The sequence below is a fragment of the Paenibacillus sp. FSL R7-0313 genome (assembly GCF_037969885.1).
Lineage (GTDB): Bacteria > Bacillota > Bacilli > Paenibacillales > Paenibacillaceae > Paenibacillus.
The window spans coordinates 6,250,338-6,274,452 of sequence record NZ_CP150219.1 but is presented as its reverse complement, the minus strand read 5'-3'; the positions used below and the strand labels follow the sequence as shown (position 1 = coordinate 6,274,452).

General features: G+C 45.3%; 22 protein-coding genes. 15 read left to right on the top strand and 7 right to left on the bottom strand.

Translation table 11 applies throughout. The annotated features are described in order from the left end of the window. Positions 1-147: 147 nt before the first annotated feature. The 6 genes from NSQ38_RS27270 (at position 148) to odhB (ending at position 7,008) form a co-directional block, all read left to right on the top strand. Entirely contained in the window at positions 148-657 is a 510-nt protein-coding gene (locus tag NSQ38_RS27270) for an 8-oxo-dGTP diphosphatase (protein WP_339784991.1), read from the top strand. Positions 658-684: 27 nt separating this feature from the next. Beyond that, a complete protein-coding gene (locus NSQ38_RS27265; protein WP_339784989.1) occupies positions 685-1,050 on the top strand; it encodes a nuclear transport factor 2 family protein in 366 nt (121 codons plus the stop codon). Positions 1,051-1,291: 241 nt separating this feature from the next. Continuing rightward, positions 1,292-1,789, top strand: a complete 498-nt coding sequence (locus NSQ38_RS27260) for a GNAT family N-acetyltransferase (RefSeq protein ID WP_339784987.1) — start codon at positions 1,292-1,294, stop codon at positions 1,787-1,789. Further along, positions 1,790-2,224 carry an NUDIX domain-containing protein gene (locus NSQ38_RS27255; protein WP_339784986.1) on the top strand — a complete coding sequence of 145 codons (435 nt, stop codon included), beginning with the start codon at positions 1,790-1,792 and terminating at the stop codon, positions 2,222-2,224. It abuts the gene before it with no gap. 633 nt (positions 2,225-2,857) lie between these two features. After that, positions 2,858-5,731, top strand: coding sequence for a 2-oxoglutarate dehydrogenase E1 component (locus tag NSQ38_RS27250; RefSeq protein ID WP_339784984.1), 2,874 nt, complete (start codon positions 2,858-2,860; stop codon positions 5,729-5,731). Between the two features lie 5 nt (positions 5,732-5,736). Next, the gene (odhB, locus tag NSQ38_RS27245; RefSeq protein ID WP_339784982.1) at positions 5,737-7,008 is read left to right on the top strand and encodes a 2-oxoglutarate dehydrogenase complex dihydrolipoyllysine-residue succinyltransferase; all 1,272 of its coding nucleotides are present in this window, start codon (positions 5,737-5,739) and stop codon (positions 7,006-7,008) included. 129 nt (positions 7,009-7,137) lie between these two features. Here the strand turns inward: odhB and NSQ38_RS27240 are convergent, their stop codons facing one another. From NSQ38_RS27240 to NSQ38_RS27225, 4 genes are all read right to left on the bottom strand, one after another. Next, entirely contained in the window at positions 7,138-8,118 is a 981-nt protein-coding gene (locus NSQ38_RS27240; RefSeq protein ID WP_339784980.1) for an alpha/beta hydrolase, read from the bottom strand. 41 nt (positions 8,119-8,159) lie between these two features. Further along, positions 8,160-9,137: a type I phosphomannose isomerase catalytic subunit gene (locus tag NSQ38_RS27235; protein ID WP_062833413.1), complete on the bottom strand. Its 978-nt coding sequence runs from the start codon at positions 9,135-9,137 to the stop codon at positions 8,160-8,162. Between the two features lie 189 nt (positions 9,138-9,326). Next, complete coding sequence (locus NSQ38_RS27230) at positions 9,327-9,911, bottom strand: class I SAM-dependent methyltransferase (protein WP_339784978.1); 585 nt, start codon at positions 9,909-9,911, stop codon at positions 9,327-9,329. Next, the gene (locus NSQ38_RS27225; RefSeq protein WP_339784976.1) at positions 9,912-10,865 is read right to left on the bottom strand and encodes a TIGR01212 family radical SAM protein; all 954 of its coding nucleotides are present in this window, start codon (positions 10,863-10,865) and stop codon (positions 9,912-9,914) included. It lies immediately after the preceding gene. Between the two features lie 318 nt (positions 10,866-11,183). Here NSQ38_RS27225 and NSQ38_RS27220 point away from each other — a divergent pair, with 318 nt between their 5' ends. Together NSQ38_RS27220 and trmB are read left to right on the top strand one after the other, a co-directional pair. Further along, positions 11,184-11,384, top strand: coding sequence for a hypothetical protein (locus NSQ38_RS27220; protein WP_036610190.1), 201 nt, complete (start codon positions 11,184-11,186; stop codon positions 11,382-11,384). 152 nt (positions 11,385-11,536) lie between these two features. Continuing rightward, positions 11,537-12,292 carry a tRNA (guanosine(46)-N7)-methyltransferase TrmB gene (gene trmB / locus NSQ38_RS27215; RefSeq protein WP_091032872.1) on the top strand — a complete coding sequence of 252 codons (756 nt, stop codon included), beginning with the start codon at positions 11,537-11,539 and terminating at the stop codon, positions 12,290-12,292. A 130-nt stretch (positions 12,293-12,422) separates the two neighbouring features. Here the strand turns inward: trmB and NSQ38_RS27210 are convergent, their stop codons facing one another. Next, the gene (locus NSQ38_RS27210) at positions 12,423-14,675 is read right to left on the bottom strand and encodes a helix-turn-helix domain-containing protein (RefSeq protein WP_339784974.1); all 2,253 of its coding nucleotides are present in this window, start codon (positions 14,673-14,675) and stop codon (positions 12,423-12,425) included. A 408-nt stretch (positions 14,676-15,083) separates the two neighbouring features. On the opposite strand from NSQ38_RS27210, the gene NSQ38_RS27205 reads away from it, so the two are divergent. From NSQ38_RS27205 to NSQ38_RS27195, 3 genes are all read left to right on the top strand, one after another. Next, complete coding sequence (locus NSQ38_RS27205) at positions 15,084-15,989, top strand: ABC transporter permease subunit (RefSeq protein WP_017689672.1); 906 nt, start codon at positions 15,084-15,086, stop codon at positions 15,987-15,989. Positions 15,990-16,019: 30 nt separating this feature from the next. After that, positions 16,020-16,949: a carbohydrate ABC transporter permease gene (locus NSQ38_RS27200; RefSeq protein ID WP_081745926.1), complete on the top strand. Its 930-nt coding sequence runs from the start codon at positions 16,020-16,022 to the stop codon at positions 16,947-16,949. A 106-nt stretch (positions 16,950-17,055) separates the two neighbouring features. After that, positions 17,056-18,603 (top strand): extracellular solute-binding protein, encoded by a 1,548-nt coding sequence (locus tag NSQ38_RS27195; protein WP_339784972.1) that lies wholly within the window; start codon positions 17,056-17,058, stop codon positions 18,601-18,603. 139 nt (positions 18,604-18,742) lie between these two features. On the opposite strand, the gene NSQ38_RS27190 is transcribed toward NSQ38_RS27195, so the two are convergent. Both NSQ38_RS27190 and NSQ38_RS27185 read right to left on the bottom strand, forming a co-directional pair. Continuing rightward, on the bottom strand, positions 18,743-19,894 hold the full coding sequence (locus NSQ38_RS27190) for a glycosyltransferase (protein WP_338592867.1): 1,152 nt from the start codon (positions 19,892-19,894) through the stop codon (positions 18,743-18,745). Positions 19,895-19,944: 50 nt separating this feature from the next. Next, positions 19,945-20,472: a phosphatase PAP2 family protein gene (locus NSQ38_RS27185; protein WP_017689668.1), complete on the bottom strand. Its 528-nt coding sequence runs from the start codon at positions 20,470-20,472 to the stop codon at positions 19,945-19,947. Between the two features lie 710 nt (positions 20,473-21,182). Between NSQ38_RS27185 and NSQ38_RS27180 the strand changes: the two genes are divergently transcribed. From NSQ38_RS27180 to rplT, 4 genes are all read left to right on the top strand, one after another. After that, positions 21,183-22,421: a glycosyltransferase family 2 protein gene (locus tag NSQ38_RS27180; protein WP_036610177.1), complete on the top strand. Its 1,239-nt coding sequence runs from the start codon at positions 21,183-21,185 to the stop codon at positions 22,419-22,421. A gap of 334 nt (positions 22,422-22,755) precedes the next feature. Continuing rightward, on the top strand, positions 22,756-23,250 hold the full coding sequence (gene infC / locus NSQ38_RS27175) for a translation initiation factor IF-3 (RefSeq protein ID WP_017689666.1): 495 nt from the start codon (positions 22,756-22,758) through the stop codon (positions 23,248-23,250). 24 nt (positions 23,251-23,274) lie between these two features. Beyond that, on the top strand, positions 23,275-23,478 hold the full coding sequence (gene rpmI / locus NSQ38_RS27170; RefSeq protein ID WP_017689665.1) for a 50S ribosomal protein L35: 204 nt from the start codon (positions 23,275-23,277) through the stop codon (positions 23,476-23,478). An 88-nt stretch (positions 23,479-23,566) separates the two neighbouring features. Next, complete coding sequence (gene rplT / locus NSQ38_RS27165; RefSeq protein WP_017689664.1) at positions 23,567-23,926, top strand: 50S ribosomal protein L20; 360 nt, start codon at positions 23,567-23,569, stop codon at positions 23,924-23,926. Positions 23,927-24,115: the final 189 nt, after the last annotated feature.

Here is a 24,115-nt window from a genome sequence, read left to right as displayed (position 1 = left end):
TTCGTATGCATATATATCATCATAGACTATACTGTGAGACCGGTGAAAATACCAATGAATCAGAGTGGGAATAAAGAAGGGAAACACAGGTTATTCCCAGAAATGTTAGTGTACAGCAGAGAAGCGCATGTTAGCAGGAGGACGGATATGGATACTAGAATAGAGATATTAACGATGTGTATGGTATGGGACAAAATGAATGATCAGGTGTTGCTAATGAATCGGCCGGATCGCAAAGGATTTCCGGGATACATCGCTCCTGGGGGGAAGGTAGACTTTCCGGAGAGTATCGTGGATGGTGCCGTGCGGGAGGTTCTGGAGGAGACGGGGCTAGCGGTCAATGAGATTACGTATAAAGGGCTTGATGAGTTCTGTGATCCCGAACAAGGATTGCGGTACATGGTATTTAACTATTTGGCGACTTCATTCGAGGGTCAGTTATTGCAAGATCCGCCCGAAGGCGAACTGTTATGGGTGCCTATGAAGCGGGTTTTTGAGTTGCCTATGCAGGATTGGTTTGCTGAACGTCTCCCGCGTTTTTTCCAAAAAGGCACTTTTGAGCGGAGTGTGATCTGGGAGAAGTCATCCGGACGTACACTGCAAGAGACATTTATGGTGTATAGCGATTCGGTACTTGAACAGAGTGGGATCCGATAAGTTAAATCGTCAGAAGGAGGAAAAATCATGGGATACCAGCATGCCCTGCAAAGCTACATTGCGGCGACAAATACACATCAGTTTGATGAAGTCAGTAAATGGTTATCGCCACAAGCCGTATACTGGTTTACGGGAACGTCCTGTACTACCCCTAACGAAATTCGGGCTTATTTTGAGAACGCTTGGGAGACAGTCAAGGAAGAAGTGTATCGTGCTGAAGATGTTAAGTGGATTACAACTAGCAAAGAGCAGGCCGTTTGTATTTATACCTACCACTGGAAGGGAATTTATCAGGGAGAGCCGGCTTATGGCAAGGGGCGGGCCACGAATGTATCTGTTGCTGGGCTTGATGGGGAATGGAAATTAATCCATGAGCATTTAAGCTTGGGTTAGGATAAAAATAATGCCTCATAATGTATCATCCATATCTATATATTTATATCCAAATATTATGATATAATGAAGTTTACTATTTTTATAGGAGATGACTAGTCTGTGGGTAATAGTGTGTGACTAATAGATTGAGAAAACTAGTTTGTTGAATGAAGAATGATATATTTGTGGATTTGCCATACATAGGCTTCTGCAAACAGGACGTAAATGAATATTGTACGATGAAAAGGTGGAGATTGGCATGAAATTGTCGTTCCGGATTTTGGACTGGGAAGAAGAGAGACCCTACGAACTTTTATTGATGGCTGATCCTTCAAAAGCAATTGTGGATGAGTACCTGAGTCGGGGTGTTTGTTTTATTGCCGAGTATGAAGGAGAGATGGTTGGGGAGTTCGTATTGTTGAAGACTCGTCCAGAGACTGCGGAGATTGTTAATATTGCCGTACAGGAAGAACTGCAGGGACAAGGTGTAGGCAAACACATGATTAAGGAAGCGATGGAAGCTGCACGTAGATTGGGCTGCCGGATTCTCGAAATTGGGACGGGCAACTCCAGCTTTCATCAATTGAAGTTATACCAACGTTGCGGTTTCCGCATTATCGGGGTTGATCGTGACTTCTTTGTGAGGCATTATGAGGAAGAGATTATAGAGGATGGTATCCGCTGTGTGGATATGATCCGTATGGCCATAGATCTGGATGCTATTACAGAGGATGAAGACGAAAGGAAGAGCCCTTAAGTGAATCGGCATACACATATTGGGGTATATGGCTTGGTTGCTTGGGAGGACCAAATCCTGTTGATTCGTAAGGCTCGCGGAGCATATCAGGGGCAATGGGATTTACCAGGCGGAAGGCTGGAATTTGGTGAGCAGCCAGAGACTGCTCTTCATCGTGAGATTGAAGAAGAGACGGGCCTGACCCATCTACAAGTGATGATTCGTTCTGCGGAGTCTACGGTACTGGAATGGGTGTATCAAGGTAAGCCGGAAGAGTTGCACCATATCGGGATGTTGTATGATGTTGTTTTGACCACAGCCAGTCAGCCGGATCATATCAAAAAAGAACCCGATGGTGAAGATTCGCTGGGCGCGGACTGGTTTACATTGGAGCAGGTTAGAGATCTTTCCCTAACGCCGTTTGCAGAGTATATGATTAGTCTAAGGACATCTTGATGCGCATCATCAACTATATTGTTAATTCAAACTTGCTATACCAAAGAAGCTGCTCGGATAATTCATGTCTGGGCCAGCTTTTTTTCAGTTAATCTCCTGAAGAAAACCCCAATTATTTGTTGAATGTGACGTCAAATGGTTAATGTTTAACTTGACGTTTGTTTTTGAACATAATGGACCACAATTCAATTAAGGAGGTAAAATGGGAGATCGTATGCCTATTTTGTTGTAATTAAGTGTTCGTTGTTCTATCCAAATTGACCGATTTATTCGATTCATCTAATTTATGCATCAATTGAACTAAAAATAGGAAATGCTCCTGAGCGTAAAAGTTTATAGAATAGATATTAGAACATGGACTTCACTTGAAGAAGAGGAGAAAGTGTAACCTTCGAACGGATCAGGACAGTATTCGACATCTGTGCGACGGTATATACAATCATTGTTTTACTTTGATTTTGAAAACGCAGACAAACCTTGACGGGAGCGTCGGACTAACGTTACTACCACCAACAGCACGATTATTGGACTTCATGAAAAATTTAGCTTAAAATGTTGAACGAACGCAAATTACGGCTTAGTCAATGATTTCCGTCAAAAACTTATGACTAAATCAAGACGGAGGGAACGTCGATGACGATCGTGGAAGGCAACAAGAAGCCCTGGGAAAGTTACTATGGCCCCAATATGGGATACGTACAGGAACAATATGAATTATTCACTCAAGACCCTGGTTCGGTTACACCGGCCTATCGTGAACTATTTGAACAATGGGGTGCACCGCCGATGTCTGGCAGGGATGCACGCACAACCTTGAATTCCGGCAACGCCCAATCGGCTTCCGGAAGCGTAGGCATTCAACTATTACAGAAAGCGGTTACAGCGGGTAAACTGGTATGGAACATCCGTACCTATGGTCATCTTGCTGCAGATATAGATCCGCTTGGAATCAGTGAAGATACAGACACATCTTTGCTGGAACCTCAGCATTTTGAATTAAACGAAGAAGATCTGAAAGCTTTACCTGCTTCCCTGATCTGGGAAGGTGCAGATGGGCAGACAGCAACCGGATGGGATGCAATCCAACGCTTGCGTCAAATTTACACTGGACCCATGGCCTATGAATTCAGTCATGTGCACGAAGTTCAAGAGCGTGAGTGGCTGAATCGTCGTGCGGAATCCCGGACATCACCGGCTCCACTTACGCCGAAAGAACGTAAGGCTTTGCTGGAACGTTTGGTTGAAGTTGAGCAATTTGAAGATTATCTTCACAAAACATTTGTTGGGCAGAAACGTTTCTCCATCGAAGGTAACGATGTGCTTGTACCGATGCTGGATGAAGCTGTTCGCATCATGGCAGAAGCCGGATCAAGCCACATTCTGATGGGTATGGCCCACCGTGGACGGTTAAATGTACTGGCTCATGTTTTGGGCAAACCGTACAGCAAAATTTTCTCTGAATTTCATCATGCTCCGAACAAAGATTTGGTTCCATCGGAAGGATCGACTGGAATCAACTACGGTTGGACGGGGGATGTCAAATATCATATGGGTGCCAACCGTTTTGTAAAAGACGGGGAAACTGTACAGGCACGCCTTACTCTGGCGAATAACCCGAGCCATCTGGAATACGTTAATCCGGTTGTACAAGGGTTTGCACGTGCGGCTCAGGATGACCGTCGTGACCCTGGATATCCGAAGCAAGACGTGACGAAGGCAGCTACCATTTTGATGCATGGTGATGCAGCATTCCCTGGAGAAGGGATCGTTGCAGAGACGCTTAACTTCAAAGCTCTGCCAGGATATCAGAATGGTGGAACCATCCATATTATCGTCAACAATCGTCTGGGTTTCACTACAGATAGCAGTGATTCCCGTTCAACGTACTACGCAAGTGACCTTGCTAAAGGGTACGAGATTCCGATTGTACACGTGAATGCGGACAATCCGGATGCTTGTATTGCAGCCATTCGTATGGCAGCCGAGTATCGCAATCGTTTCAAAAAGGATTTCCTGATCGACTTAATCGGTTATCGTCGCTACGGCCATAATGAAACCGATGATCCCGAAACAACTCAACCTATCGTTTATGACAAGGTGAAAAACCATCCAACGGTAAGCCACTTGTATCAGGATCAGTTGAAAGAGGAATCGATTATCGATGATGCATCCATTACGAGCATTCGCGATGGAGTAACGAACAAATTAAAAGAAGCTTATGACCAGATGAAGAAAAATGAAGTACATGAATATTACCAACGGAAAATCAGTGAGCCGGAGGCTGTTACGATTACTCCGACTGCGGTACCACTGGAGAATCTGCGCAGCATTAATGCTGATCTGCTGAAATGGCCTGAGAACTTCAACGTGTATCCGAAGTTACAGCGGATTTTGCAACGCCGGAGCACTTCCCTGAACGAAGGGGAAAAAGTGGATTGGAGCCTTGCGGAGACACTCGCATTTGCAACCATTCTGGCAGATGGTAAGCCAATTCGGATTAGTGGACAGGATGCCGAGCGCGCTACATTCGCTCATCGGAATCTGGTGTTGCACGATTCGGAGAATGGAGCAAAGTTCTGCCCATTACATCACTTGCCACAGGCAAGAGCATCTTTTGCAATCTATAACAGTCCGTTGTCGGAAGAATCCGTTGTTGGATTCGAATACGGATATAACGTATATTCACCAGATACACTGGTCATCTGGGAGGCTCAATTCGGTGACTTTGCCAACTGTGCACAGGTTATATTTGACCAGTTTGTATCAGCGGGTCGCGCCAAATGGTCTCAGAAATCCAGTCTGGTTATGTTGCTTCCACATGCGAATGAGGGTCAGGGACCTGAGCATACAAGTGCTCGTCTTGAACGCTTCCTGCAGCTTTGTGCAGAAGACAACATGACGGTTGCCAACTTGTCGAGTGCATCTCAGTACTTCCACTTGTTGCGTCGTCAAGCTTCGTTGACTGAAACGGAAGATGCTCGTCCACTTGTGATGATGTCACCGAAAAGTCTCATTCGGAATCCGCGTGTTGCTTCACCGGCAGTCGAATTCAGTGAAGGCAAGTTTGAGCTTGTGCTGGAGCAAGCTGGACTGGGTACACAGCCGGATCGCGTAGAGCGCATTATTTTGTGCAGTGGCAAGATTGCCATTGACCTGGAAGATGCTTTTGAAAAAGATAAAGCAGATTGGTCATGGCTTCACATCATTCGCGTAGAACAGCTGTATCCCTTCCCGGCAGAAGAGATCAAACGTATACTCGCACGTTTCAGCAATGTAAAAGAACTGGTATGGGTACAGGAAGAAAACAAAAACATGGGTGCCTGGACATACATGGAGCCTCGTCTTCGTGAAGTTGCTCCGGAAGGCACAACCGTTAGATACGAAGGTCGCCCGGAACACGCAAGTCCTTCCAGCGGTTATCAGCTTGTGCATAGTATGGAACAGCAACAGATTATTACATCTGCGTTGAAACAAACGACGAAGAATAATATTCCACTGGGGAGGTAACAGCTGTGAGTGAAATTAAAGTACCTGCAATGGGTGAGTCAATAACTGAGGGAACTGTATCCAGATGGATGGTTAAAGAAGGGGATACCGTTAATCAGGGTGATGTGCTTCTTGAACTGGAAACGGATAAAGTAAATATTGAAATCAGTGCAGAAGAAAGTGGCGTGCTGGAGAAGATCATTCGTCAGGAAGGAGAGACGGTCGAGATCGGTGAAACGATCGGTACACTCTCAGCTGGTTCTGGAGGAGGAAGCGGTGCACCCGCTTCCGAACCAGCAGCTGAAGAGAAAAAGGCCGTTACTCCTGCACCTGAAGCTCCAACACCACCACCAGCACCTGTTGCGGCAGCACCGGAGTCATCCGATAGTGCCAAGACGGCTTCACCGTCTGCCCGTAAGCTTGCACGTGAACGTGGTATCGAGTTGGATCAGGTTCAGAGCAAAGATCCGATTGGACGGGTATACCAGGATGATGTGAAGAGCCATAACCATCAGCCGCCTGCTCCTGCTGCTCCACCTGCGAGTAAAGCTCCAGCAGCACCAAGTGCTCCGGCAGCTGGAAGTTCTACCTATACCAAACCAGTGGAGCGTCAACGCATGTCTCGTCGCCGTGCGACCATTGCCAAACGTTTGGTAGAGGCTCAGCAGACAGCAGCGATGTTGACTACGTTTAATGAAGTAGATATGACTGCGATCATGGATGTACGTAAACGCCGTAAGGACAAGTTCAAAGAGAAACATGAGATTAACCTGGGCTTCATGTCCTTCTTCACAAAAGCGGTTGTGGGAGCTCTGAAAAAATTCCCTACAATTAACGCAGAGATTGATGGCGAAGATGTTGTTCTTAAAAAGTATTATGATATCGGCATTGCCGTATCAGCGAAGGAAGGACTGGTTGTACCGGTTGTACGTGATGCCGATCGTCTGGGCTTTGCCGAGATCGAGAAGAGTATTGCGGACCTGGCATCCAAAGCTCGTTCCAACACGCTGGCGTTATCTGATCTGCAAGGTGGAACGTTCACCATCACCAATGGTGGAACATTTGGTTCCTTGTTGTCTACGCCAATTCTGAATACGCCTCAAGTGGGTATTCTGGGGATGCATAAGATCCAGCTTCGTCCAGTGGCTATTGATGCAGAACGGATGGAGAACCGTCCAATGATGTACATCGCGTTATCCTACGATCACCGGATTATCGACGGTAGTGAGGCTGTTCGTTTCCTCGTGACCGTAAAAGAACTGCTTGAAGACCCGGAATCCCTGTTAATTGAAGGTTAGTCCATAAAGCTTGTTTATAGCTATTATTCATATCGCTTAACAAGAAAACCCCTGAACTGGAGCCCAGCGTGAGCTGTCCATCCGATTCAGGGGTTTCTTTTGGATTTTGGTATGTTATCTCCGACTCTATTATATAGAGTCAGCCATCTCAGCAGGGCTCACTGCATCGTCGTGTTCACTAGAGTTAGGTGTATTCCGCTCTAGCCAGTCTACAACGTGCTGAGCCACTTCTGTTCGGTTGATCTCATGCAGCATTTCATGGCGTCCATCCGGATACAGGCGATACTCAATATTCTCCAGCTGAAGCTTCTTATACTGGGAGACCAGATTAAGAACGCCTTTGCCATGAAGTCCGACAGGGTCCTTCTCACCTGAGAACAGGTAAACGGGTTTGTGTTTGGGTATGCGCTCCATATTGTGTGGAAGATGTACTTCAAGCAGCAATTTGAAGAAGTCGCGGAAAAAGCCTGCTGTACAGACTGCTCCGCACAGGGGATCATCAATGAATCGCTGAACCTCTTGTGAGTCCCGGGACAACCAATCAAATGGTGTCGTTGCAGGGCGGAAAGAGCGGTTAAATCCACCAAATACAATTGCGTTGAGCAGCATGCTGGGGTGGGTAGCACCCTGAATGCCGCACTGCAAGAAGGCCAGCTTCTCTCCAAATCGGAGGAGACCGCGTCTGCCGTTTGTCCCGGATAAAATAAAGGCATGGTACTGCTCATGACCAGCGTACATGAGATGTTGTACCAAGAATGAGCCCATGCTATGTCCCATTAGAAACAGGGGCACCCCAGGATTCTCCTTGGCGGCTACTTCGCCCAGATTAATCATATCACTCGCCATCCAGCGGAAGGCATCGATACCAGCATTACCAAGCAACTTGGCATTCTCCACAGTTTTGCCATGACCCCGATGGTCATTGGCATAGACTGCATAGCCATTTTGGGTAAGAATGCTGGCAAATTCTGCGTATCGGGCTGCCGTCTCGCCCATGCCATGTGCAATTTGCACTACACCTTTAACGTTGCATTCCGGATCGGGAAGCCAGCGGTACACATGAATACGGGTACCTTCACTAGCGACCAAGGCAAAGGTAGATTCCTGCATCTCGTGTAAATCCTCCTTCACAGGTTACATATAAGCTTGATTTATGGCAGATAAGAGCGAAGAACAGTGGTATTTCCATCTAATGTATAAGAACCCAGATTGGCTGGCAAGAGATAACATTGTCCAGCTTTCAATTCAATGTTGTCTGATTCAGCATGTGCCCACGAAAGTGTTCCTTCGCCTTCACAGACAACGAGAATCGTGAAGCTGTCAGGATTGGTGGAGAGTTCCCACCGTTCAGTCACAATCCCTTTTTCCACTACAAAATAAGGGCATTCCGCAAGCTTGAGCCATTCACCAGGAGTAGCGTTATTTGTTTTCATCGTTGAGGCACCTGCGCCCTCATAGGCGGTAACATTTAATGAGTCTTCAACATGCAACTCACGTGGTTTGCCATCCAGCCCTGGACGATTGTAATCGTAAATTCGGTACGTCGTATCCGAGTTTTGCTGAATCTCAGCGACAACGACACCTGCACAGAGCGCATGTACTGTTCCGGCAGGGATAAAGAACGTATCACCAGCTTCTACAGGTACCTGACGAAGGGTATCCATTACCGTTCCGTTTTCCAATGCTTCTTTTAATGTTGCCCGATCAACGCCTTCATTCAAGCCATAGATGATGTGTGCGCCCGGTTTTGCATCGAGTACATACCACATTTCTGTTTTGCCAAGCTCGCCAGGAGGAAGTGCCTCATACTCGTCTGTTGGATGAACCTGCACGGACAGGTCATCGTTGCAGTCAAGCAGCTTAATCAGAAGGGGGAAACGGCCGCCTTTTTCGGAAACGCCTTTGGTTCCAAGCCATTCGGTGCCCAGTTGTTCACGAACTTCATCCAGACCCTTGCCAGCCAGTGCTCCATTTAATACCTTGGTTGTACCGTTTGGATGATCAGCAATCATCCATCCTTCTCCGATATGTCCTTCAGGGGGCGTAAGGCCGAATTGCTCCAGCGCACGACCGCCCCATACACGTTCTTTGAATTCGGGTTGGAATTGTAATGGGTATGGCGTAGACATCAGTAATCTCTCCTCTAGTATATGAAATGGTGGATCGCTTTAATCAGTCATGGGCGTGTAATCGCCATGAACAAACAAGTGAATACGTTTGCATATGTAGATTTAGAACACAGATCGCAGGAAGAAAAAGCCGTTAATAGCTCGCTTTGCGATTGTGTCTAGTTTATTGTATTTGGTGAACAAAGGAAATTATTTTTTCTCGATTCCGATCAGAAAAGGAGAAGTTTCTCGCTGCAATTGGCGATACATCACAACCTGTGCCTGTTCCACCGGCAGGGCAGAGGACCATTCCAATACGGCTGCTGCTTCCTGTGCGCCTCCGTCATGACCAGGGTAAAGCACAACCGTAATGATTCCGCGAGGGCGTAATAAAGCGAGTGCAGCCTCGAGTGCAGCAATCGTGCTGTCAGTCTCGGTTATGATGGAGGAATCTGCACTTTCTGAAGGCAGGTACCCCAGATTGAACATAACTGCACCAACCGCACCAGGCCATGACTCAGGAACCGCTTCTGCCATTCGATCATGGCTTAGTTGAAGCATGGAGATGGAGCCAAGTTTGGCTTCATCGTTTTGTTTTCGAATCCGGGCCTGTGCCAGCGTGAGGGCTTCACTTTGAATATCGAATCCAATGACTTGACCACGCCTGCCTACTTGTTGTGCCAAAAATAGTGTGTCTGCTCCTGTACCCACCGTTGCATCTATGGCCAGATCGCCTGGCTGCAGACGGGAAGCAATCCACTGATGCGCACAGCTGAGAACCGAAAGAAAGCCCATCTATGCTCGCCTCCAATACTTACCTTGCCATGAATCCCGCTCTCGCAGCTCACGATCAATGGAGTTCAAAACTTCCCATTTGTTCATGGACCACATCGGTCCAATCAGCAGATCACGCGGTGCGTCGCCTGTAAGGCGGTGTACGATCATTTCCGGTGGAAGCATCTCCAGTGTATCTACGATCAGCTTGATATACTCGTCCTGATCCAGAAAACGTAAAAGACCAGCTTCGTATTGCTTCACCATCGGCGTTTTGCGCATCAGATGCAGCAGGTGAATCTTGATTCCCTGTACATCCATATTGGCAACTGCCCGTCCAGTGTCCAGCATCATCTCATGTGTCTCTTGAGGCAGACCATATATGATATGTGTACACACTCGTATATTCCGTTTGCGCAGTTTCTCAACCGCTTCTTCATAACACTTCGTGTCGTGCGCGCGATTAATCAATGTTGATGTGGAATCATGGATGGTTTGAAGCCCCATCTCAACCCACAGGTAGGTTCGCTCGTTCAGTTCAGCCAAATAATCAACAACGTCATCTGGCAAACAGTCCGGGCGAGTGGCGATGGATAAACCAACAACACCGGGTTGCTCAAGAATTTCTTCAAAATATTCGCGCAGCTCCTCAACCGGAGCATACGTGTTCGTATAGGCTTGGAAGTAGCCAATATAATGGGCTGTAGGCCACTTGAGGTGCTGTTTATCTCGAATTGTATTAAACTGGGTGACTAGATCTTCACGTCTGCTGCCAGCAAAATCGCCTGATCCACGCGCACTGCAGAAGGTGCAACCACCTTTGGCAATGGAACCGTCGCGGTTGGGACAGGTGAATCCAGCATCCAGCATCACTTTGAAAACCTTATTGTTAAATTGATTTCGCATCTCATAATTCCAGGTATGGAATCGTTTATCTCCCCACAACAGAGGGGACTGTAATGCAGGTGCATTCATCTTCAGGGTACTCCTTTGGCTGTCGAATTACAGTAATCATACGTGAACAAAAGAAGAAGCGCTATGCGATTTCCGTCATAGACGATTGATAGCGATTATAGATGTCTTCATGAACTTTTATCATTGTATCAAAAAACTAAAAAAAAAGGGAATCGAAACGCAAAAATAGGCCGTAAAATCAAGGTTTTCTCCTTGCTATAGTTTACACCTTATGTTATATTTAAATCAGCGTCAGACACCATCTAGTGGGTATTATTCATCATAGCATTTGAATCAAGATTGACGTCATGGACCATACTATACCGTGAGGTGATATGAATGAATTCCCAAGTTAAAAACAATGAATTGAATCATGTGTCTGTTGAATTGACGGCAGAAGAAGCACTGGCTTTAACAGGTGTTCGTTTTAATGGAAATCCGAAAGTGAAAGCGGCTGCAAGACAAAAAGTTCGCGATGCTTTCGAAAAGACATTTGATTTTTCACACCAAGATAAGGTAGACTATGAACTACTAAAGTAGTTGGACCCCAATTCCAAATAAATCGAAGAGGGAATCTTTGAGATTTGCCCAAAGTGGCAGATCCGAAGATTCCCTTTTCATTGCTCTTTACAATTTGCCAGTTCTTCGGCAAAATAAGTCTGAGACAAGTATGGGACAAACGGAGGAATAAAATGCGTTTACGTGGCAGAAAAGGGATAAGAGAAAATCTGGAGCAACAAGTTGATCTTGTTGTACTGGACCCCAAGCAACATAAAGGAAAATGGTCTGAACTGTTTGGCAATGATCACCCGATCTTCGTGGAATTTGGTATGGGTAAAGGTCAATTTATCAGCCAAATGAGTTTTAAATATCCGGAATTTAATTTCATCGGTATTGATATGTATGATGAACTGGTGCGTCGTGCCAGTGAGAAAGCTCGTAATGCGTGGAGTCAGGCTGATGTGGAGACACCCCCTAACCTGAAGCTTGCGCTGGCAAATATCGAACAGATCGAAGAAGTTTTTGAACCGGAAGAACTGGAGCGCATTTATTTGAACTTCAGTGACCCTTGGCCAAAAGCAAAGCATGCACGTCGTCGGTTGACGCACCCGCGCTTCCTGAAGAAATACACGGAATTGCTTAATCCCAAAGGTCAGATTCATTTCAAAACCGATTCGGAGACGCTGTTTGATTTCTCGCTCAATGCTATTGCCGACTTCGGCCTGCAAATGACCAATATTTCTTTGAATCTGCATCGTGATGGTTTGAATGAAGAACATGTGATGACGGAGTACGAGCAGAAATTCATGGGTAAAGGTATGAACATTCACCGGGTTGAAGTGATCGTGGGCGAAGAGGCCCTGCGTGAGTATCAGCAGACACGACTGGACAAGTATAAAGTTCGTGAAGCTTCTGATGAGTCCGGCGAAGATCAGGAACAGGAATAAATCGAAATTTAACTTAAACTCATTAAAGAAGAGCGACACATGAGGTGAATGATTCATTCTCATAGGTCGCTCTTTTTTTTGCATTAACAATCGATGTGCAATACTCCATAAACTCAAGTCAGGGATGATTTCAAAAGTTCTCTGAATGAAACTCTTTGCGGCGATAATCGTTTGGTGTAACACCGTTGAACTTTTTGAACATGCGATAGAAATATGAACTGTTGGAGAATCCGGTTCTCTCGGCAATATCGGCAACGGAGTTTTCTGTCTCCACCAGCAGATGCTGGGCCTTGGCTATGCGGGTTTCGTTAATCACGTCCGTGAGCCCTTTCAGGGTGAGCTGTTTGTAGAGCCTGCTTACATAAATGGGCGACATGCCCAACTCATCTGCGATAGAAGTTAGACATAGATTGGGGTCCGCATAGTCCCGCTCAATAATGCCATTGATTTTACGAATCAACTCTTCGTGCTTCAGTGTACGTTTCTCCTCAACTTTGGAACCAAGCTCATCAAACATTCGATAGAAGTGTTCATGTACTTCACTGATGTCTTCGGCGTCTTTGACAGGCAGCATTAGACCATCCGAGACTGAATCAAGCGTGAGTTGATTATTCTTCTTGAGGGTATTTCGTACATGGTTCAGTGTCATCGTCAGATGGGATAAGGCTAGCTGGAAGACGGTAAACGGATATGCAGCTGTTTCGCCGACGATATCTGCATAGACTTGTTTTGCTTCTCGTGTCTTACCTGTCATTAAGTGATCGACAAGTTGTCTTTCCTTACCTGCTGGAAATGCGTACTCCTTGGCGTGATAAGCCATGATGTCAGCGGTATAGATCAGACAACTTGGTCCCATGAACAAGCGATGCAGTGAGGCTTCGGCTGATCTGGTGTAGGATGCAATACTGTCTTCCAATGAATTTTCTTCCGTGCCGATCGTACAGGAGATGGAGCATTTCAGATGGGTCATTACAGCAGCTTGCATCATGCGCAGCAGCTCTTCGATCCGGTGATGGGCAGGTTGCCCAAGTTCATGGTTTTCCGCTTTTTCATTGAAGATGAGTGTGATCAGATCACCGCCCATGTCCACAGCTTCCGCATTGTAGTGGAGATCGGCTGTCTCGGTACATATGTTCATCATGGCGTATTTTACAAGCTGGGTCTCGTCACGATACGTTTCGCAGAATTCGGTAAAATGGTCAATACGCAGCAATACCAGTCTGGATGCACGCTGAACATCAATGGAGGAACCATAGAACTTCATCCGTTCTTCCAGCATACCTCCAGTTACTGTTTCGCGGCCCTGCAGGGCCCCTCGCAGAAAATCCTGGCGTAACAAATGAAGACTGCCACGTCGCTCTGCTTCCATCACACGTAAACGAACAAGCACCTTATCAATAGGGTGATATAGTTTTCGGGACACAAGGTAAGAGAGCAGCAACCCTGCGAAGAGAAGTCCAACACAAAACAGAACGGTATGTGTGCGCATACTCCGTATATCTGAGGTAATCAGATCATAAGGGGTTATTCTCACATAACGCCAACCCAGGTCATCGGGAGCGGTATAGGTGATGAGAGATTTTTCTCCGTCGACCTTCTCGGTAAAGTAAGCTGACTGCTCCGTATCCTGCATAATTGGCTTCATAAAAGCTTCGCTGGAGAGATTTTTCATCAATGCACGGTCGCCAAAGTCAGATAAAAGGTCTCCATTCTCATTCACGATAAAGGTCTTGCCTGGTTGATCCACAGCGTTCATATTTGGACCGAGCCAATCATCCTTGATATTAACGATGACAGCATAGTTTAGCTTTGCGTTGTCATTGATCGTGTCATAACAGAGATAGGTGTAACTGTTAACCTCTGTTGCCTCGGTAGAGCCGACCTGATATGTACGCGGGATGGGAACAAAAGGTTTATAGTCATGGAAGCGTTGGAGGATGCTTGTAATCCCCTGATCGTCGATCTCCGAGACGGACTGCTGCCCATTACGAACGTTGGAACTAATAAAGAATTCATTGCTTTTAGAGTTATATACATAGATGGATTCAATAAAGGGAAGGGACATACGGTAGTTGTCTAGCTGCTCCATCGCCGATGTGATCTCATAGATATTTGGTTTGGAATAGAGCAGTAATGAAGAGATGGTGTAGTCTTGATAAATCTGATATGACAATGATTTTGCAGTCTCAGTCATTTTCGCCACTTCACGGCTGGTTTGTGTAAGACTGTTCATATCTGTACGATACACCTGGCGAAGAGCAATCCGATTATAGTTGACGTACAAAATAGAAGAAGCCACAAGTAAGGTAGCGACCGTACTGATAATAATGCCGATCAGAATCCGTGTGAAGACCTTTTGACTGTCCTCTGAACGTTTACGCATTCTTCTTCCCCCTCAGACCTCCTGTTTTGGGTGAACAACGTAGAACTTCATATACATACGCTAGATTTCATATATGGATGAGCAGAAGAGCAAGAGTATCTTGAATTATATATCATGTATGCGTTTACATCAATGCTGGACAAGCCATTTCACCTGTTTTGTCTACATAAAGTTCAACTTTCGCTGGATTGTTCACTAGGTGTAGCCTATGCACGATATCAATATTTGTGAACGGATGTGTGTGAAGGTCTGTTCATTTCAGAGTTCGTTCGTTTTGTTCATAGTTCATTTCGCAGAATCGTTCATTTTCTGACGGGAAGCTTCAGTATCCGTGAGCGAAGAGAGCATCTACAATAAAAAGAGAGCTCCACCACGCAGCACCGCAAGAAATTCGGGAGGGATCGAGCCATGCTCAAAGAATTGAACAAAAACAAAATCATGTTTCTGATGCTGTTGCCCACGCTGATCTTTTTTCTGATTAACTCGTATTTTCCGATGGTCGGCATCTATTATGCGTTCACCCGGTATGATTTTGAAGGCGGATTATTTGGTAGTCCATTTGTCGGTCTGGAGAACTTTAAGTTCCTGTGGCAATCCGGAATGCTGCTGAAGCTTACAACCAACACTGTGGGTTACAATCTTGCTTTCATTATATTAGGAAACGGTCTGGCGATCTTCTGTGCGATCATGCTTAGCGAAATCCGGGGGAGGTTATTCAAAAAAATCACGCAATCCGTCATGTTCTTACCGTATTTCATCTCATTTGTACTATTAAGTGTAATCGCTTACAACATGTTTAACTACGAGTCGGGTTTTGTGAACACGGTGCTCAAACGTTTCGAGGCAGGCCCGGTCGACATTTATAACACACCCTGGATCTGGGTGTTCCTGATCATCATCTTTTATCTATGGAAAAATCTTGGATACAGCATGGTCATCTATCTGGCCGCCATAACGGGTATCAGTGACGAGTATTATGAAGCTGCCCGAATCGACGGAGCCAATATATTTCAGCGGATCTGGTACATTACGGTACCGATGCTGAAGCCAACCTTTGTCATCCTGCTGTTGTTCTCGCTTGGCAGCATTATGAAGGGGCAGTTTGACCTGTTCTATCAACTGATCGGCAACAACGGGGTGCTGTACAATGCTACAGATATTATTGATACGTATGTGTATCGTTCACTGAAAGTAACATTTGATATCGGGATGGCAACGGCTGCTGGTCTGTATCAGTCCTTGTTTGGATTCATTTTGATCATGACCGTCAACTATATTATCCGCAAAGTCAATGAGGACTACGCCTTGTTCTAGAACGCCCGCAGGGCAGGAGGGAGAACGATCATGAACACGCCAATGAATACTCACACGCGTACGAATACGCGTCTCAGAGATTCGGAATTCACTTTCATGTTTCAACTGATTTCCTACAGCTTCATCATCATTTTATCAATCATGTGCTTGCTACCGTTTTTGCTGATTCTATCTGGTTCATTCAGCAGCAACGAGTCCATTGTGAGGGATGGTTACCACCTCTTTCCAACGGACTTTTCCCTGGAAGGTTACAAAATGGTGTTCAAATTCCCGACTCAGGTACTCAAGGCTTATGGGGTAACGGTCTTTACAACGGTGGTGGGGACTACGCTAGGGCTGTTCCTCATCACGATGGCCGGATTTGTGCTCCAGCGTAAGGACTTTAAATATCGGAACACGTTCTCGTTTTTTATCTACTTTACAACCCTGTTTGGTGGGGGACTTGTGCCTTGGTACATTATGCTGGCGAACTACTTCAATCTCACAGATACGTACACCGTACTGATTTTTCCGGGGTTGATGACGCCATTCCTCATTATCCTGATGAAAAACTTCATTCGCTCGGCTGTGCCGGATGAATTGATTGAGTCCGCCAAAATTGATGGAGCGAATGACTTCCGCATCTATTTCAGCATTGTGTTGAAACTGGCGATGCCTGGTATCGCAACCGTAGGTCTGTTTCTCGCGCTGGGTTACTGGAATGACTGGTTTACCTCATCCCTCTTCATTAACAACCCGGATATGTACCAACTGCAATTTTATCTCTACAACACGATGAACACGATTACATTCATTGACCAGATGGCGATTGGCACAGGGATCACACTCAGTCAGGATGTGCCTACCGAATCAACCAAGATGGCAATGGCTATCGTTGTAACGGGACCGATTTTGTTTCTGTATCCGTTTGTACAACGTTATTTTGTCAAAGGACTCACCATTGGTGCAGTGAAAGGTTAGAACGTGAGCACGCTGTGGGTATTAGGCCATTAACATCATTTACGGTCTGAAACATGGCGAGTCTGCGCTAACATATAAAGGTTCACCACAAAAAGGGAGGATGCGTATGCGTAACAAAACAATTCGGCACCTGTCTCTGGTACTTGCCCTGATGTTGTTCGCCGGGGTACTTGCCGCATGTAATAACGGTTCGGGGGGATCGACGCAAGGAAGTGAGCAGGGAGGAACATCCGGGAACAAAGGCGAGAAAGTCACGCTTCAATTTTACATGCTTGGGGATGCTCCGAAAGATCTGCCTGTTATTGAATCCGAGATCAATAAGCTGGCTGAGACTGATCTGAACGTCAATGTGAAATTCAACTACACCTCATGGACCGACTGGGATCAAAAATATAAACTGCTTCTGTCTTCCGGACAGCCGATCGATCTGATCTTCACAGCGGATTGGACATTCTACCAGTCCTATGCGAAGAAGGGCGCGTTCCTGCCACTGGATGAAATGCTGCCTACAGCAGCGCCAGCACTGAAAGCTCATGTACCTGATGACATGTGGAATGCTGTCAAAATCAATGACAAAATCTATACTGTTCCATCAACTTGGATTGAGTATGTAACCGAGGGGATTGCATACCGTGAGGACTTGCGCGAGAAGTACAATCTTCCGAAACCGGAATCCTTGGAGACGCTCGAAGCGTATCTGGAGGGCATCAAAGCCAACGAACCCAATATGATTCCGATTGCGGATAGCAATGCCAACCATACCCATGGTATTCGTCAATTGACATCCAAGCTGGTTAATACAGCAGGTCAACTTCCATATGGACTGGATATTATGTATGACTCACCATCAACCGTGACGTCCTACTGGGGATCCGCGCAACACCTGGAAGACCTGAAAACATACAAACGTTGGATGGACAAAGGATTTTTCCCGAAAAACGTACTGAATGTAAAGGATACTTCCAACTCATTGCTGCAAAATGGAAAAGCGGCTGTTGTTCTTTCCGGGGAGAACCCGAACAAATTTAATGCAGATGTAATCAAGGTGCAGTCTACGCATCCAGATTGGAAACTGGCTTATTTCCCATACCCGAATGCGAAAGGGTTTGCACAACCGGTTCACCCGATCCACAATGGTTTTGCGATTCCGCGTAGCAGTAAAAACCCGGAAAAAGCATTGGCATTTTATGAGAAACTGGTGACAGACAAACGATATAACTGGTTGACTGAATACGGCGTTGAAGGCAAAAACTTCGAGGTAGATAATGGATACTACAAGATGGTAGGCGATGCACAAACAAATGGCTTCCCGCGTGAGGGCATGAATGGTTGGGCATGGCGTAATCCGGAATTCATGCTCTATGACAAAACCTTTGATGACGTGCTGACCATGTTTGAAGATCTCGACAAAATCAAAAAGCCGGATATTTATACCGGATTTGCTGAAGACTGGACACCGTACCAAGCCGAGAAGGCTGCATTGGAACAAGTGGAAAAACAATATCTGTATCCGCTTAATGTAGGTTTGGTGGCAGACGTAGAGGCTGGATTGAACACATTTATGGAGAAGGCTAAACAAGCAGGATTGGAAAAAATTCAGGCAGAATACACCAAGCAGTGGCAGGAGTACTTGAAGTCAGCAGGCATTCAATAGTTTGTACTTTCCTTCATAAAGAAAAGGTGCCTTCAAATTCGAAGGCACCTTTTCAATGTGGTTGCAGGCTTGTTTGAAGCCGTTGGTTAGAGGCGTGATTGGACGAAGAATACGGGAAGCAGCACCTTATTCAATAAATTCATAAACGGGCCTCTTCTGCGGATGAAGGACGGACGTCCTCCAGCAGATCGATAATACTTTGAGCGCTCTGCATCGGATGAACCTTGGCGATTTCCGCCAGATGACGTTTGCGTTTACGTACAACATCTGGGTAGTGATGCAACAGCTTGTTCATCCATTTAACCACTACGTCGGGCGAAGTTATGGGTTCTCCCAACCCTCTTGCCGTAAAATAATGGACGTTTTCTTCTTCCTGACCAGGTATAGGGTTGTGGAACAACATGGGAATTCCTTTGGCCAAGCCTTCACTGCATGTCATTCCCCCAGGTTTGGTAATCAGAAGGTCGGATACTTCCATTAATTTGTCCACTTCGTTGGTGTATCCCATAATGTGAATGTTTTCTTTGCGATACATGGGGTTCTGTTCCATGCTGATCCGTGCTTTATCATTGCGACCCAGACAAAAAATGATCTGAATATCTTCATGCCAGCGTGTCAGCAGCGGATGGACCAGCTTGTCGCTGAGCATTCCCCAACCGCCGCCCATCACCAGTACAGTAGGCATGTTTTTGAGGTTAAATCTGCTTCGGATCTCTTCTCGCCCGGGATGCTCCCAGAAGTTTGGATGTACCGGAATGCCCGTGACTCGAATGTTGTCTGTAGGTACGCCGCGTAGCATTAGTTTGGACTTAACCTCATCTGAAGAAACCAGATAAAGGTCTACTTCACGGTTAATCCACGTCCCATGTGCATCATAGTCGGTGATGACTGTGCATAGGGGAACCTGTACACCCAGACGCTTCAGTCTGGATATGACAGCACTTGGAATCGGATGTGTACAGACGATCGCATCGGGACGTAACTGGCGCACAACGCTGCGTGTGTGTGTATAGAACAATTTATGCAACGCCAGTGTCGTCAGCCTGTTCAATGATTTTTTATATTGGTGTCTGTAAACGTATCCGAAAAGTTTGGGTTGGTTGGTAACCGTTTTTTTGTATGCTGTTATAATCAGAGGTGCAACCTTGGGATTTAAGAAACTTCCCAGTTCAAGCACTTTTGTCTGCACGTCTGGCGAGAGCTTTCGCAAATTGCTGGACAGTGCATAAGCGGCTTGAGTATGACCCGTACCAAAGCCTTCAGATAATAGTAATACTCTTTTTTTCTCCACGCTTGCTTCACCTGTTCCTGCTAGGTTTTTCTGAGTCTAACATATCGGCTTTAAGACCAGAATGCAACTGTTGCAAGTGCGACTAAAGTACCTATTGTGGCACCCGCCAGAACATCAGAAGGATAGTGTAACCCCAGATAAATTCGAGAGAATCCGACAATAAGGGCTACAGGCAACAATATTAGCAATAAGATCGGATCAGTGGTCATAAAGGGAACTGTGACCGAAAAAATGGCAGTCGTGTGCCCTGAAGGAAACGAGTGATCCGTCAGCGGATTACGGAACGTAATTGTATCCGGCAAGGCCAGGTAAGGTCGAATGCGTGGATACAATTTTTTCGCGATGGCTACAGGGATGTGGCTGACCGCAAGGGCGATACATGCCTGGAGTCCTGTTGTGCTCCATGGAGCTGGAGCAAGCAGCCAGATTAACAAGGATATTGCAATAGATGAAGTTGCTCCACCCAGATGGGTGAAATAATACAGCCAAAAATTCATAAAACGATTATGAAGTCGGCCGTTGATCCACATAAAAACATTTCGATCATAATCTTGAAACTTTAAGAATAAACGGCTCATATTGGCCTCCTGCCAGTCAGGCCGCCCGTAATGGCGGCATTATTTCCGGTGATTTTCTGCATCCGGTTTCGTCCTGATTAGTATATAACCGTTTTTCATGAACTTGAGGTTATTTCAGGTATATGTTTATCATATTTTTAAATGTTGTCCTTTTCAAGAAGAACCCATGTAAAGAACGTGAAATTCATGTTAAAGAGTGGATATATACCCATCTTAACTTTTTGACTTGGGTCAGCCAAAAAAGATACAATGATTCAACATGGCTGAAATGAGGTAAAAAAATGTGAGTTCTGTTTCAAACTTTTTGAGGTCTGTTTGCGTTATTTGTTATAGAGCCTCTGACGAAGAATAACATGCTGATGAAAAAAGCAGGGACTTTAGAAATAAAAATCAAGTAAACGGCTGAAAATAAGATATAACAGGCATGAATGCGAGGTTGTGGTATCACAAAGTGTCTATTCAGCGTTTAAAGATCACATTTCTGCTTCAGAAAGTGGAATTGGGGTTTTGACAAATGACTGAAAAGGATACAGAATCGATAAAGCAGCCAACTGATAGCAACCAAGCTTTGAAACATTGCCTGATATAATCACGTAGTACACAAAAGAACAGGGTCATATTCTGCAGATCAAAAAAAAATAAATTGCAGAATCAGGAAGAGAAATGCTTGAGTAAACTGGGTTTTGAAAAAAAGGGGGTAACAGAGAACGATGTTGGACGCTATATTCGTCACGATGCAGGTCATTCTGGCACTGCTAGCCGTGTACCAATTCACGTTTTCGCTGTTCGGTCTGATTAAGAAAAAGAAAAAGAAACATTATCCGGCGACAAAATCATTCGCTGTACTCGTCGCAGCACACAATGAGGAACAAGTCATTGGTGCCTTGATGGAGAACTTGAAACAACTTGATTATCCGGAAGATCTGTACGATGTGTTTGTCATCTGTGACAACTGTACGGATGGAACGGCTCAAATTGTCAGAGAGCATGGATTAAACGCCTGTGTACGTACTAATGCCGATTTAAGAGGTAAAGGGTATGCCATCGAATGGATGCTTAAGTACCTGTGGAAATTGCCACGTCAGTATGACGCAGTTGTTATGTTTGACGCGGATAACCTGGTTGACCGTAACTTCTTGCTTGAGATGAATGATGACTTGAACAATGGTTCGCGTGTTATCCAAGGATACATTGATACGAAAAATCCGGAGGATTCCTGGATTACTGCAGCTTACGGAGTATCTTACTGGTACATCAACCGTCTATGGCAGTTGTCTCGTCATAACCTGAATATGGCGAATTTCCTCGGAGGAACCGGAATGTGCTTTGAGACCAACCTGTTGAAGGAAATTGGTTGGGGTGCAACAAGTCTGGTTGAAGATCTGGAGTTTACGATGCGCAGTGTGCAACGTAATGTGTATCCTGTTTTCAACTATGACGCCAAAGTATTTGATGAGAAGCCATTGACATTCAAAGCTTCAGCGAGACAACGTCTGCGCTGGATGCAAGGTCACTTTACAGTTGCGCGTAGATACTTCTTCCCGCTGCTCTGGCAGTCCATTAAGGAAAGAAGCCTGGTGAAATTTGACCTTGCTATCTATGGAGCCAATGTCTATGTGGTATTGCTTACGTTCCTGATGACGGCTGTGATGTGGGTAGACATGGCTATATTCAGTGGTCCGCACATTGCTAATATTTATGGATACTTCCCGTTATGGGTTGGGTTCGTGGCTATTGGTTTGAACATCCTGACGTTCCTGTTGTCCATGGCGCTGGAGAAGGTTACCTTTGCCAAAGTTTATCTATATCTGATTTTGTTCCCGATTTACCTGCTGTCATGGTACCCAATTACGTTCTACGCTTTCTTTACGCAGAACAACAAACAGTGGAGCCACACGCAACATACACGTGTTGTACGGTTGGATGAGGTGCAGAGCAAACAAGGGTAAGGAACATGCATATGAGACTTTGTCGACATCTGATATAACAAATGTATAATTTACAAAAAAAGTTGTGAAGAATGTTGACAATGTGTTTTATGGGTGATATAGTATTCAAGTGCCTTAAAACGAATAGAAATGGAATCACAAGCAGAAGTCCGACTTCTCACCTGATCAACAAACATGTTGGCTGGTCAACGATCCCAATAATTTATGAAGTGTATACTCATGAAGAATTGTGTTGATTACAGGGATGTCGGTAGCTTGACCGGCATCCCTTTTATTTTTGTTTAACTGGATATTCAAAATGACCTGGAGGTGGACGATTATTAGTAAAGATCACATGATTAATGATGAGATTCGGGCGAAGGAAGTACGCCTTGTCGGAGCTGAAGGAGAACAAATTGGGATTACGCCCATTCGCGAAGCACTGCAAATGGCGATTGACCTGAATTTGGATCTGGTCAATGTGGCACCACAGGCTAAACCGCCGGTGTGTCGTATTATGGACTATGGCAAATTCCGTTATGAGCAACAAAAGAAAGATAAAGAAGCCCGTAAGAACCAGAAAATTGTTGATATTAAAGAAGTATGGTTCCGTTCCAATATTGAGGAGCACGATTATCAAACGAAGCTTCGTAATGTAGTTAAGTTTTTGAACGAAGGCGACAAAGTGAAATGTTCTGTTCGTTATCGCGGACGTGAAATTGCACATGCCGCGATTGGTCAACGGATTTTGGAGCGCGTTAAGGTAGAAGTTGCAGAACTTTGTACTGTTGAACGTCAACCGAAATTGGAAGGCCGCAGTATGATCATGATCTTGGCTCCTAAAGCCTGATAACATTGGAGGAGGAAACACAAAATGCCTAAAATGAAAACACACAGCAGTTTGAAAGGACGCTTCAAAATTACCGGTTCCGGTAAGGTCCTTCGTTACAAAGCTCACAAAAACCACTTGCTTTCCCACAAATCTAAACGTGCTAAGCGCGTTCTGAACGGTAACCCAGTTATGGCTGCCGGGGATGTTAGACGTTTGAAACAAGGTTTGGCTAACTTGAAAGGCTAATTCTAATTAGTACATTCCGTATGGGGGATCGGCTACGGCCGTACACATACCACGGATACATTTATATTTATTTGGGAGGTTCTTTAATATGGCAAGAGTAAAAGGCGGTTTTGTAGTACGTCGTCGTCATAAAAAGGTTTTGAAACTGGCAAGAGGTTATTTCGGTTCCAAACACCGTATTTTTAAAACAGCTAACGAGCAAGTAATGAAATCCCTGGTATACGCATACCGTGACCGTCGCAACACGAAACGTAACTTCCGCAGACTGTGGATCGTTCGTATCAATGCTGCAGCACGTATGAATGGTTTGTCTTACAACAAACTGATCCATGGTTTGAAACTTGCTGGAGTAGACATGAACCGCAAAATGTTGGCTGATCTGGCCGTTAACGACATCAATGCGTTCAACTCTTTGGCTACTGTAGCTAAAGGCAAAATCAACGCTTAAATTGTATGATACAAGCCGCCGTACCTATATGGCGGCTTTTTTTACGGCTTGGAAGAAATCCGAAGCCCAATCTCTGAAAGAGTAGGCGAATAGGCTATGGTCTGGAAGGGAACAATGAAACCAGATAACTGGTTGAATAACAGACCATGGCGATACATAAAATACGAACGGTGAAATAATACAAAAGAA

Coding starts and splice junctions, on each gene's coding strand:
- NSQ38_RS27270 (WP_339784991.1), top strand. CDS start 148: ATGGATACTAGAATAGAGATATTAACGATGTGTATGGTATGGGACAAA.
- NSQ38_RS27265 (WP_339784989.1), top strand. CDS start 685: ATGGGATACCAGCATGCCCTGCAAAGCTACATTGCGGCGACAAATACA.
- NSQ38_RS27260 (WP_339784987.1), top strand. CDS start 1,292: ATGAAATTGTCGTTCCGGATTTTGGACTGGGAAGAAGAGAGACCCTAC.
- NSQ38_RS27250 (WP_339784984.1), top strand. CDS start 2,858: ATGACGATCGTGGAAGGCAACAAGAAGCCCTGGGAAAGTTACTATGGC.
- NSQ38_RS27240 (WP_339784980.1), bottom strand. CDS start 8,118: ATGCAGGAATCTACCTTTGCCTTGGTCGCTAGTGAAGGTACCCGTATT.
- NSQ38_RS27235 (WP_062833413.1), bottom strand. CDS start 9,137: ATGTCTACGCCATACCCATTACAATTCCAACCCGAATTCAAAGAACGT.
- NSQ38_RS27230 (WP_339784978.1), bottom strand. CDS start 9,911: ATGGGCTTTCTTTCGGTTCTCAGCTGTGCGCATCAGTGGATTGCTTCC.
- NSQ38_RS27225 (WP_339784976.1), bottom strand. CDS start 10,865: ATGAATGCACCTGCATTACAGTCCCCTCTGTTGTGGGGAGATAAACGA.
- NSQ38_RS27220 (WP_036610190.1), top strand. CDS start 11,184: ATGAATTCCCAAGTTAAAAACAATGAATTGAATCATGTGTCTGTTGAA.
- trmB (WP_091032872.1), top strand. CDS start 11,537: ATGCGTTTACGTGGCAGAAAAGGGATAAGAGAAAATCTGGAGCAACAA.
- NSQ38_RS27210 (WP_339784974.1), bottom strand. CDS start 14,675: ATGCGTAAACGTTCAGAGGACAGTCAAAAGGTCTTCACACGGATTCTG.
- NSQ38_RS27205 (WP_017689672.1), top strand. CDS start 15,084: ATGCTCAAAGAATTGAACAAAAACAAAATCATGTTTCTGATGCTGTTG.
- NSQ38_RS27200 (WP_081745926.1), top strand. CDS start 16,020: ATGAACACGCCAATGAATACTCACACGCGTACGAATACGCGTCTCAGA.
- NSQ38_RS27195 (WP_339784972.1), top strand. CDS start 17,056: ATGCGTAACAAAACAATTCGGCACCTGTCTCTGGTACTTGCCCTGATG.
- NSQ38_RS27185 (WP_017689668.1), bottom strand. CDS start 20,472: ATGAGCCGTTTATTCTTAAAGTTTCAAGATTATGATCGAAATGTTTTT.
- NSQ38_RS27180 (WP_036610177.1), top strand. CDS start 21,183: ATGTTGGACGCTATATTCGTCACGATGCAGGTCATTCTGGCACTGCTA.
- infC (WP_017689666.1), top strand. CDS start 22,756: ATGATTAATGATGAGATTCGGGCGAAGGAAGTACGCCTTGTCGGAGCT.
- rpmI (WP_017689665.1), top strand. CDS start 23,275: ATGCCTAAAATGAAAACACACAGCAGTTTGAAAGGACGCTTCAAAATT.
- rplT (WP_017689664.1), top strand. CDS start 23,567: ATGGCAAGAGTAAAAGGCGGTTTTGTAGTACGTCGTCGTCATAAAAAG.